The following is an 11297-nucleotide window of genomic DNA, read 5'->3' as shown; positions in this document are numbered from 1 at the left end:
AGGGCCGCAGATTCCCTGACGTTGCCGGACGATTCCTACCGTCAGAGACATGAGCGCCCTGGGAAGCACCCTGGCCCGTCGATCCATCACCCCCGCCCACCCGGTCTCCGGGCTGCGGATCCTGGTCGTCACCGAGTCGTTCCTGCCCCAGGTCAACGGCGTGACCAACTCGGTACGGCGGGTCCTCGAGCACCTCGAGCCCACTCCGCACCAGGTCCTGGTGCTGGCGCCCTCCGGCCCCGACGAGTACGCCGGAGCGCGGGTGCACCGGGTTGCCTCGGTCGCGATGCCCAGCTACCGGGACTTCCCGATCGGGTTGGCCTCGGCGCACACGCTGCGCCGGATCTTCGCCGAGTTCCAGCCGGACGTGGTGCACCTGGCCTCGCCGGCCCTGCTCGGTCGTGCCGCCGGCGCGATGGCCCGCAGCCTGGGCATCCCGGTCGTCGCGGTCTACCAGACCGACCTGATCGGGTTCGCCGCCCGCTACCGGTTCCCGGGTGGGACCGCGATGATGCGCCGGCTGACCACCAGCATCCACGGCGCTGCCGACCTGAACCTGGTGCCGTCGTCGGCCAGCGCCGAGCAGCTCGCGGCGCTCGGCGTCGGGCGGACCGTGCTCTGGCCGCGCGGCGTCGACACCGCGCAGTTCCACCCGGGTCGTCGTACCGACCAGCTCCGCGAGGAGGTGGGCGCCGAACCGGGGGAGGTGCTGCTCGGCTACGTCGGGCGCCTGGCCGCGGAGAAGGAGCTCGACCTGCTGCACGCCATCCAGCACCTGCCCGGCCACCGGCTGGTCGTCGTGGGCGGAGGCCCCGAGGAGGGCCGCCTGCGGGCGCTGCTCCCGGACGCGCACTTCCTGGGGGTGCGGCACGGCGAGGACCTGGGCCGGATCGTGGCGTCGCTCGACGTGTTCGTGCACACCGGCAGCACCGAGACCTTCTGCCAGGCGGCGCAGGAGGCGCTCGCGTCCGGCGTACCGGTGGTGGCGCCCGACGCGGGCGGGCCCCGCGACCTGGTCCGCTCCGGCGAGAACGGGCTGCTCTTCACCCCGGGCGACGGGTCCGACCTGTACGCCCACCTGGACGCCCTGGTCTCCAGCCCGGGGCTGCGCGCCCGGATGGGGGCAGCGGCGTACGCCGGCACCCGCGGCCGCACCTGGGCCGGGGTCAACAACGCCCTCCTCGACCACTACCTCCGCCTGGTCCGACAACCCGGCGTCCTCCCCCTGGCAGGTTGAGTAGGCCCGTTCTGCACGTTGAGTAGGCCCGAGATTCCGTCGAGAGAGACGAAAGGGGCCCACTCAAGCATCAAACGGGCCTACTCAACGTCACCAGGAGGCGGCGAGGAGCTCGGCGAAGAGCTCGTGCTCGTCGACCTCGAGGCCTCGGCGGACGAACCAGGTGCAGACGTTGTGGCAGTCGCGCATCAGGAACTCCGACCCTTGGGGATTGGCGACCACGTCGACCATCTGCGGCAGGTCGATGATCACCAGGCGCTCGCCCGCGGCGAGGATGTTGTACGGCGACAGGTCACCATGGGCGAGCCCGCGCTCGGCCAGCGTGACCATCGCGGAACGCAGCTGGTCGAACCAGTCCTCGAGCAGCGCGCGCTCCGGCCGGGTGTTCGCCAGCCGCGGCGCGGCCTCGCCGTCCACGGTGATCAGCTCCATCAGGATCTCGGTGCCGTCGATCTGCACCGGGTAGGGGACCGGAACCCCGAGCTCGTAGCAGCGCTTCAGCGACTCCCACTCGGCGCCGGCCCACTGACCGGCGGCGACCTGGCGGCCGAAGCTGCTCTTCTTGGCCATCGCCCGGGTGACGCGGGTGTCGCGGACCCGGCGGCCCTGGGTGTAGCCGTCGTTGCGGTGGAAGTCGCGGTGGTCCTCGCCGCGGTAGCGCTTGGCGGCGAGCACGCACGAGGCGCCCGTCGCCGGGACCGACCGTTCCAGCAGGAAGACCTCGGCCTCCTTGCCGGTCTTCAGGATGCCGAGCTCGTGCTCGACCGCCGCGCGGTCGGTGACGAGCCAGTCCGGGACCGGCTGCGGGCCGCGCTGGAGCGGCTCCAGGTCCCAGTACCGGGTGAACCGGCCGCCGTCGGTCGGATCGTCGATCGCGACGTAGTCGAACTCGAAGGCCGGGTCGAGGGTGGAGAAGTCAGCGTCGGGAGACGCCGGATCGTGCGTAGTCATGAGTACTCCGGGAAGAAAGGGAAGGGGCGGCGGGCAGGCCGACAACAGCGACGTACATGTCACGCTCCCTTCTCCGGAGTACGGGGCGACCGATCAGCCGCAGCACCATGGTGACGGACCGGCCGCGGCGGGGCAACGGGTTATTCGCGGCTACGGTGCAGCAGGGTCGCGAGCTCCTCGACGCCGTCCACGAGCCGCGTCCCCGGTCGTGCCCAGGAGGCGTTGGCGTCGACGGCGTGCACCGGGACGCCGGCGGGAAGCACCCCGGTCGCCACCAGGGCGTCGGCCAGCGCGGCGGAGCCGGCCCGGTCGTACCCGCACGGCGCGACGATCACGACCTCGGGAGCGGCCTCGTGCACCTGCTCCCAGGTCACCCGCTCGGACTTCGCGCCGGGGGTGGCGAGCAGCGGCTCGCCGCCGGCCAGCCGGATCATCTCCGGGATCCAGTGCCCCGGAGCGAACGGCGGGTCGGTCCACTCCAGGAACATCACCCGGGGCCTGCTCCGCCCGGCGATCCGGGCCGCCACCGCGTCGAGCCGGGCGCGCTGGTCGAGGACGAGGGCCCGGGCCTCGCCGAGGTGGCCGGTCGCGGCGCCGAGGGTCTCGATCGAGTCGAAGACCTCGCCCAGGGTGTACGGGTCGATGGTGAGCACGTCCGCCGTGCAGCCGAGGTGGGCGAGCGCCTCGTCGACGACCGAGACGTCCACCGCGCAGACGGCGCAGAGGTCCTGGGTCACCACCAGGTCGGCGTCCAGGCCGCGCAGCGCGCCCGCGTCGAGGTGGTAGAGGTCGTCGCCCCGGGCCATCGCGGCGACCACGAACGCGTCGATCTCCGCCGGGGTCAGGCCCTCGGGCATCGCCGAGGTCGAGACGATCCTGCGGGACCGCGCCTCGGCGGGGAAGTCGCACTCGAAGGTCACGCCGACCACGTCGCCACCGGCACCGATCGCGAACAGGATCTCGGTGGTCGACGGGAGCAGGCTGACGATGCGCACACGACGACTCTAAGGTGATCAGCATGACCAGTGTGCCCACCGAGCAGTCCGTCCTGAGCGCCGTACCGAAGCAGCTGCTGATCGCCGGGGAGTGGCGCGACGCCTCCGGCGGAGCGACCTTCGGCGTCGAGGATCCGGCCACCGGCCTGACCCTCTGCGAGATCGCCGATGCCACGCCCGACGACGCCCGCGCCGCGCTCGACGCCGCGGTCGCCGCGCAGCCGGGCTGGGCCGCGACCCCGCCGAACGAGCGCTCCGAGATCCTGCACCGCGCCTTCCTGGCACTCGGCGAGCGGTCCGAGGAGCTGGCGCTGCTGATGACGCTGGAGATGGGCAAGGCGCTCGCCGAGTCCCGGGGCGAGCTCGCGTACGCGGCTGAGTTCTTCCGCTGGTTCTCCGGCGAGGCGCTGCGGCTCGACGGCTACTACAAGACCAGCGGCAACGGAGCCAGCCGGGTGCTGGTGATGCGGCAGCCGGTCGGTCCCTGCTACTTCATCACGCCGTGGAATTTCCCGAACGCGATGGGGACCCGGAAGATCGGTCCGGCGATCGCGGCCGGGTGCACGATGGTGGTCAAGCCGGCGCAGCAGACCCCGCTGTCGATGCTCGCGCTGGCGAAGGTGCTCGAGGAGTGCGGTCTGCCGCCAGGGGTCCTCAACGTGATCACCGCGACCAGCTCGTCGGCGGTCTCGGAACCGATCATCGGCGACCCGCGCCTGCGCAAGCTCTCCTTCACCGGTTCCACCGAGGTCGGCAAGAAGCTGATCGCGCAGGCCGCCGACCAGGTGCTCAAGGTCTCGATGGAGCTCGGCGGCAACGCTCCGTTCCTGGTCTTCGCCGATGCGGACCTGGACGCCGCGGTCGACGGCGCGATGCTGGCCAAGATGCGGAACATGGGCGAGGCCTGCACGTCGGCCAACCGGTTCCACGTGCACGAGTCGGTGGCCGAGGAGTTCGCCGCGAAGCTCGCCGCCCGGATGGGCGCTCTCGCCGTCGGCCGGGGCACCGAGGCCGGCACCGACGTCGGGCCGCTGATCGACGCCGTCCAGCGCGACAAGGTCGCCGAGCTCGTCGACGACGCGGTGGCCCGCGGTGCGACCGTGGTCACTGGCGGGACGAAGGGCGACGGCGCCGGCTACTTCTACGCCCCGACCGTGCTCACCGGCGTACCGGCCGAGGCGCAGGTGCTGAACGAGGAGATCTTCGGCCCGGTCGCCCCGATCGCCACTTTCGCGACCGACGAGGAGGCGATCGCGGCGGCCAACCGCACCGAGTACGGGCTGGTCGCCTACGTGTTCACCCGCGACCTCGGCCGGGCCTTCAAGGTCTGCGAGGCACTGGAGACCGGGATGATCGGCCTCAACCAGGGCATCGTCTCGAACGCCGGCGCGCCGTTCGGAGGCGTCAAGCAGTCCGGGACCGGCCGGGAGGGCGGCAACGAGGGGATCGCGGAGTACCTGGAGACCAAGTACGTCGCCTTCCCCGCCTAGTCCGCCTCGCCTTTCGGGGTTTGGAAGAATGCTCCGGTGAGCAGACGCGATGTAGTGATCCTGGGTTCGACCGGATCGATCGGGACTCAGGCGCTGGACGTCGTACGGGCCAACCCGGATCGGTTCCGGGTGGTGGGGTTGACGGCCGGTGGCTCGAACCGGGACCTGTACGACGCGCAGGTGGCCGAGTTCGCCCCCGGATTCTGCGGGTTGGGGGAGAGCGCCTCGGTCGAGGCGGCCTCGCTGGAGGTCGACGTCGTCCTCAACGGGATCACCGGGGCCGTCGGCCTGCGTCCGACCGTCGCGGCCCTGGACGCCGGCAACACCCTGGCGCTGGCCAACAAGGAGTCGCTGATCATGGGCGGCTCGGCGGTGACCTCGCGGGCACGGCCGGGCCAGATCGTGCCGGTCGACAGCGAGCACAGCGCGCTCGCCCAGTGCCTGCGCTCCGGGTCGGCCGCCGAGGTCCGCAGGTTGGTGCTGACCGCGAGCGGGGGACCGTTCCGCGGCCGCACCCGGGCCGACCTCGCGTCGGTCTCGGTCGACGAGGCGCTGAACCACCCGACCTGGGACATGGGACCGGTGGTCACGATCAACTCCGCGACCCTGGTCAACAAGGGCCTGGAGGTGATCGAGGCGCACCTGCTCTTCGGGATCCCGTTCGACCGGATCGACGTGGTCGTGCACCCCACCTCGGTGGTGCACTCGATGGTCGAGTTCGTCGACGGGTCGACGATTGCGCAGGCCTCGCCGCCGACGATGCTGATCCCGATCGCGCTCGGGATGGCCTGGCCGGACCGTCTCGACGACGTGGCGCCGGCGGTCGACTGGACCAGCGCCCAGACCTGGGAGTTCTTCCCGCTCGACGACGAGGCGTTCCCGTCGGTCCGGCTGGCCCGTGCGGCCGGCACCGCCGGCGGCACCGCACCGGCGGTCTACAACGCCGCCAACGAGGAGTGCGTCGCAGCGTTCCGCGCGGGGCGGCTGCCGTTTCTCGGCATCGTGGACACAATTGGGGCAATTCTTGATCTTCGGGCAGGCGGTTCGACCGGGAACGACGTACGCTCGTCGGGAACGAACCTCACCGTCGAAGACGTGCTCGAGGCCGACGCCTGGGCTCGCCGCGAGGTCGCCCGTCTGCTGGAGAAGAATTGATGACCGTGCTGTTGTACGTGCTCGGCGTGCTGGTGATCGTGGTCGGCCTGGCCATCTCGATCGCCTTGCACGAGTGCGGCCACATGCTGCCCGCGAAGCGCTTCGGCGTCCGGGTTCCGCAGTTCTTCGTCGGCTTCGGGAAGACCCTGTGGTCGACCAAGCGCGGTGACACCGAGTACGGCGTCAAGGCGTTCCCGCTCGGCGGTTTCGTCAAGCTCGTCGGGATGCTCCCCCCGAGCGACCCGTCGACCCCGGCCAAGGACAGCACCTTCGGGCGGCTGATCTCCGACGCCCGGGCCGCCGAGGCCGAGCTGGTGCGTCCCGGTGACGAGCACCGGATGTTCTACCGGCTGCCCTGGTGGAAGAAGGTCATCGTGATGGCCGGTGGCCCCACGGTGAACCTGGTGATCGCGTTCTTCCTGTTCGGTGCCGTGTTCTGGTTCCACGGGGTCTCCGAGACGACCACCAAGGTCGCCACGATCCCGGACTGCGTGGTCGCGGTGCTGCCGGACAAGCCGGCGCCGAAGTGCACGACGAGCGACCCGGTCGCTCCGAGCAAGCTGGCGGGCATGAAGGTCGGCGACGAGATCGTCGGCTTCAACGGCACCCGGATCACCTCCTACGACCAGTTGCAGAAGCTGATCCGGGCGACCCCGGAGCAGAAGGTCGCGATCGACGTCATCCGGGACGGCGAGCGGCTCACCCTGACGGCGACGACGCTGCTGAACACGGTGCCCACGTCGGGCGACTCGACCAAGACCGTCGACGTCGGCTACCTCGGCATCAGTCCGCTCGCCGAGAACGTCTCCAAGGGTCCGATCTTCACCCTCCAGCAGATGGGGGACTACACCGGCCAGACCGTGCAGGCGCTGGGCCAGCTCCCGCAGAAGCTGTGGGGCGTCGCCAAGGCCGTGGTCGGCCAGCAGGACCGCGACCCGGAGAGCCCCCAGAGCGTGCTCGGCGTGAGCCGCTTCGCCGGCGAGGTGACCTCGGACGACCGCCTCGACGCGGGCACCCGGGTCACTCTGCTGGTCTCGATCCTGGCCAGCGTCAACCTGTTCGTCGGCATGTTCAACTTCGTGCCGCTGCTGCCGCTCGACGGCGGGCACATCGCGGGCGCCCTCTACGAGGCGGTACGACGCGGCTTCGCCCGGCTCTTCGGTCGCCGCGACCCCGGGCACTTCGACGTCGCGAAGCTGCTGCCGGTGACGTACGTCGTCGCGGGGCTGCTGCTGCTGATGACGGCGCTGCTGGTCGTCGCCGACCTGATCGTCCCGGTCAACACCGGTCTCTGAGCCTTCCCGAGCGCCGGTAGGCTGGTCCCATGACATCGGTCTCCCTCGGCATGCCCGCAGCACCGCCGCCGGTCCTGGCTCCGCGCCGTACGACGCGCCAGATCAAGGTCGGCAAGGTCGGCGTCGGCAGCGAGTCGCCGGTCTCGGTGCAGTCGATGACGACCACGCTGACCTCGGACGTGAACGCGACGCTGCAGCAGATCGCCGAGCTGACCGCCACCGGCTGCGACATCGTCCGGGTCGCCTGTCCGTCCCAGGACGACGCCGAGGCGCTGCCGGAGATCGCGAAGCACTCGCAGATCCCGGTGATCGCCGACATCCACTTCCAGCCGAAGTACGTCTTCGCGGCGATCGAGGCCGGGTGCGCCGCCGTCCGGGTCAACCCGGGCAACATCAAGAAGTTCGACGACCAGATCAAGGAGATCGCCGCCGCGGCCACCGACCACGGCACCTCGATCCGGATCGGCGTCAACGCCGGCTCACTCGACCCGCGGCTGCTCGCCAAGTACGGCAAGGCGACGCCCGAGGCGCTGGTCGAGTCCGCGAAGTGGGAGGCGTCGCTCTTCGAGGAGCACGGCTTCCGCGACTTCAAGATCTCGGTCAAGCACAACGACCCGGTCGTGATGGTCCGCGCCTACGAGCTGCTCGCCGAGGCGGGGGACTGGCCGCTGCACCTCGGCGTGACCGAGGCCGGCCCGGCGTTCCAGGGCACGATCAAGTCCGCCACCGCGTTCGGCGCGCTGCTCTCGCAGGGCATCGGCGACACCATCCGGGTGTCCCTGAGCGCGCCGCCGGTCGAAGAGGTCAAGGTCGGCATCCAGATCCTGCAGTCGCTGAACCTGCGTCCGCGCAAGCTCGAGATCGTCTCCTGCCCGTCCTGCGGTCGCGCCCAGGTCGACGTCTACACCCTCGCCGAGCGGGTCACCGCCGGTCTGGAGGGGATGGAGGTCCCGCTGCGGGTGGCCGTGATGGGCTGCGTCGTGAACGGACCCGGCGAGGCCCGTGAGGCGGACCTGGGTGTCGCGTCGGGCAACGGCAAGGGTCAGATCTTCGTCAAGGGCGAGGTCATCAAGACGGTGCCCGAGTCGATGATCGTGGAGACCCTGATCGAGGAGGCCATGCGACTGGCCGAGGAGATGGAACCCGTCGAGGGCGCCTCCGCCGAGGTCACCGTCTCCTAGGGAGTCGGGGTCGGCGTCGAACCGCCGACACTGCCCTCCTGCGCCCGTACGGCGGCGACGAGCACCTGCAGCGCCGCCTCGCACTGGCGCCAGCTCGGGCTGTCCTGGGCCAGGAAGTCGAGGTCGTCGAGGGCGGTCTTGACGGCGGTCGCGTCGGTGAGCTCGACCGAGGCGAGCTGGCCCCAGCCGGGTTGCAGCTCGCCGTTCGCGTTCGTCGCGTGCGCGGTGAGCGTCCCGATCGCGGCAGTGACGACGGCCTTCGTCGGCGGCTTGACCAGCTTGCCGTTCTCGTTGCGGGCAGGCTTCGGCAGCGGCTCGTGCAGGTACAGGTCGATCGACGCGCTCACCCGGTCGAGCTGGTAGGCCATGTCGTAGGGGCGGAGCTTCTCGCTGAACTGGCGCAGCAGGGTGATTGCCTTGACCTGCGACTCGACCTGGGTCTCGCAGTCCTTCGCCGTCTTCGTGTTCCGGTAGTAGTCGACCGTTGCGACCACGCTCGTCCACCGGCTCGCCAGCGCCGAGGGGTTCGGGTCGGTGTCGAGGCCGACGACACTCTCGGCGACCTCGCCCCACTGGTCGTGGCACTGCTCCAGCGCGGAGGTCTTCGCCTGAGGCGGGTCCTCGTCCGCGCTGCAGGCACCGACCCCGAAGGTCAGCGCGAGCGCCAGCGCGGAGGCGGCGACCAGCGGCGGACGAGGCATGGGGCAACGGTAGCGGTCGGCGGTGTCGCGGGTGGGTGTTCGGAGGACCGAATCGCGGGCCTCTACGCCTACCGGCGAGGAACCTTTAGGCTCACGACGTGATCGTCTCCCCAGGCCCGGACGCCGACCGGACGCAGACGCGTCCGGGGGTCGTCCGCGTCCTCGGCCCGGCGGACCTGCCGGCGGCGCTGGCGGTGCTGGAGGCCGACCCGGTCACGAACGTCTTCGCGGACTACCGCAGCCGGATCACCCAGCTGGACCAGCGCTGGCTCGGCGGCCAGATGTGGGGGTACATCGAGGACAGCGCGCTGGTCTCGCTGTGCCACGTCGGCGCGAACCTGGTGCCGGTCCAGGCCGGCGAGAACGCCTGCGCCGCGTTCGCCGAGCGGGCGCTGAGCCAACGCCGGCTCTCCTCGACGATCGTCGGCCCTGCCGAGTCGGTGCGCTGGTTGTGGCGCGACCTCGCCGACGCCTGGGGGCCCGCCCGCGACGAGCGCTGGGACCAGCCGCACCTGGTGATCTCGACGCCGCCGCTGGTGGCTGCGGACCCGGGCGTGCGCCGTACGACGCCCGAGGAGGTCGACACGCTGTACCCGGCCTGCGTCGCGATGTACACCGAGGAGGTCGGGGTCTCGCCCGAGGCCGACGGCGGCCGGAACCTCTACCGGGCGCGAGTCACCCAGCTGGTCAACAAGGGCTGGTCGTTCTCCCGGATCGAGGGCGGCAAGGTGGTGTTCAAGGCCGAGATCGCCTGCGCCTCGCCGCTCGCGTGCCAGGTCCAGGGCGTGTACGTCGATCCGGAGCACCGCGGTCGCGGGGTGGGTGCGTCCGGGATGGCCGCCGTCGTGGCCTACGCGCTCGCCGAGATCGCGCCCGCGGTCTCGCTCTACGTCAACGCGCACAACGCGCCCGCGCGGGCGGCGTACGCGAAGGTGGGCTTCAGCCAGACGGCGACCTTCTCGACGTTGATGTTCTGAGGTTGGACCCGTGGCTAGGGTGGCGGCATGACTGCACCGTTGCGTCGTGACGCCAAGATCGTCGTCGCCGGCTTCCTCGCGTCCGGCACCGTCCACCTGGTCAAGCCCGAGGTGTTCGAGCCGCTGATGCCGGACTGGGTGCCGATGCACCGCGAGGTGATCATCTACTCCGGGATCGCTGAGCTCGCCTGCGCGGCCGGGATGTTGTTCCCGCCCACCCGCAAGCTCGCCGGGCTGGCCAGTGCCGCTCTGCTGGCAGGAGTCTTCCCGGGCAACGTGAAGATGGCCGTCGACGCGTCGAGGTCCAAGAACGTGCCGTTCAAGGCGGCGGCGTACGGGCGGCTGCCGTTGCAGCTCCCGATGATCCGGGCGGCGTTGCGGGCGGGGCGAAGCTGACGGTCATCGACTCCCGGGGCAGTGGTCGGCGTCGACCGGGTCCTCGGGGAGGAGCGTCTCCTCTGCCGGTCGCTTGACCGAGAACGTCCGATTCAGGTCTCCGATCGTGAAGGTCGCATCTGCGTTCTGCGCCCTCACGACGTACGCAGTCGAGGCGTCGATACCTCGCTCCGGTGCAAGGCTGGCGGCAACGTCTCGGCCGCTGAGCTCGAACCCGCCAGGTGATCCATCAGCGTTCAGGTACAGCGTCAGCGGAACCGTACGGGCCGACAGTTCCTTTCTGGTCTCCTCGGTGACGAGGTCCTGCTCGTCACGGTATTCCTCCACTCCCAGGACCCTTAGCGCGGCGAGGGCAACGGTGCGGCCCCTGATGGTCGAGCGTGTCGACTTCGCCGGCCGATCGCTCAGCACCGCAGAAGTGCGCAAGACTTCAAGACTTGCGCGGAACCTTGCGCTGAACATTTCCACCATGGGTGCTGCATCGGACGCCCAGCAGCTGCTCGTCCCGTCGGTGAGATCGCTTTGGAAGTAGGAGGATCCGTCGGCGAGCTGGCGGAACCCCATGCGCATGTCGATGTCGAAATCGCCCGGAGCTGGTGGCTTCTCGACCAGTTGCTCGCTGTCAAGGCTGGCTGGGTCAGTGGTGAAGTACCCGTGCTCGCTTATGACGACGGGCGCCGATCCGCACGTGTCCGAATCGGGATACGTGCAATGCCGGTTCTCCGCACGCAACCGGTACGAGGCCGAGGTCAGGTTCAACACCTGGGTGTGCGCCGACGCCCACGCCCCGTTGCTGATCCTCCCTCGATCGGGATCCGGAGGGTCGACTTCGCTGCAGCCGGTGAGCGCAGCCGCAGCCGCTACGACTGCCGCGGCACGGACCCGGAGCTGAGAGTGCATGACGCGATGATGCCACCAG

General features: G+C 70.5%; 11 protein-coding genes. 7 read left to right on the top strand and 4 right to left on the bottom strand.

Annotated features, from left to right (window positions below; all coding sequences use genetic code 11):
• Positions 1-49 precede the first annotated feature (49 nt).
• Positions 50-1237, top strand: a complete 1188-nt coding sequence (locus EFK50_RS03830; RefSeq protein ID WP_123226213.1) for a glycosyltransferase family 4 protein — start codon at positions 50-52, stop codon at positions 1235-1237.
• A 90-nt stretch (positions 1238-1327) separates the two neighbouring features.
• Here EFK50_RS03830 and EFK50_RS03825 read toward each other — a convergent pair whose 3' ends face one another.
• Positions 1328-2188: a serine protein kinase RIO gene (locus EFK50_RS03825; protein WP_123226212.1), complete on the bottom strand. Its 861-nt coding sequence runs from the start codon at positions 2186-2188 to the stop codon at positions 1328-1330.
• 140 nt (positions 2189-2328) lie between these two features.
• Positions 2329-3183, bottom strand: coding sequence for an ABC transporter substrate-binding protein (locus EFK50_RS03820; RefSeq protein ID WP_123226211.1), 855 nt, complete (start codon positions 3181-3183; stop codon positions 2329-2331).
• Between the two features lie 23 nt (positions 3184-3206).
• Between EFK50_RS03820 and EFK50_RS03815 the strand changes: the two genes are divergently transcribed.
• Genes EFK50_RS03815 through ispG form a run of 4 tightly spaced genes read left to right on the top strand, consistent with a single transcriptional unit; the run spans position 3207 to position 8304 of the window.
• Complete coding sequence (locus tag EFK50_RS03815; RefSeq protein ID WP_123226607.1) at positions 3207-4673, top strand: NAD-dependent succinate-semialdehyde dehydrogenase; 1467 nt, start codon at positions 3207-3209, stop codon at positions 4671-4673.
• Positions 4674-4709: 36 nt separating this feature from the next.
• Positions 4710-5828 carry a 1-deoxy-D-xylulose-5-phosphate reductoisomerase gene (locus EFK50_RS03810; RefSeq protein WP_123226210.1) on the top strand — a complete coding sequence of 373 codons (1119 nt, stop codon included), beginning with the start codon at positions 4710-4712 and terminating at the stop codon, positions 5826-5828.
• Complete coding sequence (locus tag EFK50_RS03805; protein ID WP_123226209.1) at positions 5828-7123, top strand: M50 family metallopeptidase; 1296 nt, start codon at positions 5828-5830, stop codon at positions 7121-7123. Before EFK50_RS03810 ends, EFK50_RS03805 begins: the two co-directional genes overlap by 1 nt.
• Before the next feature lie 29 nt (positions 7124-7152).
• Positions 7153-8304: a flavodoxin-dependent (E)-4-hydroxy-3-methylbut-2-enyl-diphosphate synthase gene (gene ispG / locus EFK50_RS03800; protein WP_123226208.1), complete on the top strand. Its 1152-nt coding sequence runs from the start codon at positions 7153-7155 to the stop codon at positions 8302-8304.
• On the opposite strand, the gene EFK50_RS03795 is transcribed toward ispG, so the two are convergent.
• On the bottom strand, positions 8301-9005 hold the full coding sequence (locus tag EFK50_RS03795) for a hypothetical protein (protein ID WP_123226207.1): 705 nt from the start codon (positions 9003-9005) through the stop codon (positions 8301-8303). The genes ispG and EFK50_RS03795 overlap by 4 nt on opposite strands.
• A 98-nt stretch (positions 9006-9103) precedes the next feature.
• Between EFK50_RS03795 and EFK50_RS03790 the strand changes: the two genes are divergently transcribed.
• Together EFK50_RS03790 and EFK50_RS03785 are read left to right on the top strand one after the other, a co-directional pair.
• Entirely contained in the window at positions 9104-9982 is an 879-nt protein-coding gene (locus EFK50_RS03790; RefSeq protein ID WP_246004022.1) for a GNAT family N-acetyltransferase, read from the top strand.
• A gap of 27 nt (positions 9983-10009) precedes the next feature.
• On the top strand, positions 10010-10378 hold the full coding sequence (locus EFK50_RS03785; RefSeq protein ID WP_123226206.1) for a DoxX family protein: 369 nt from the start codon (positions 10010-10012) through the stop codon (positions 10376-10378).
• Between the two features lie 3 nt (positions 10379-10381).
• Here the strand turns inward: EFK50_RS03785 and EFK50_RS03780 are convergent, their stop codons facing one another.
• Entirely contained in the window at positions 10382-11278 is an 897-nt protein-coding gene (locus EFK50_RS03780; RefSeq protein WP_148046044.1) for a hypothetical protein, read from the bottom strand.
• Between the last annotated feature and the right edge of the window lie 19 nt (positions 11279-11297).

Origin of the sequence: Nocardioides marmoriginsengisoli, assembly GCF_003725695.1 — a bacterium.
Lineage (GTDB): Bacteria > Actinomycetota > Actinomycetes > Propionibacteriales > Nocardioidaceae > Marmoricola > Marmoricola marmoriginsengisoli.
The sequence above is the reverse complement of the archived record's forward strand: the minus strand, read 5'-3'. Positions and strand labels throughout refer to the sequence as shown.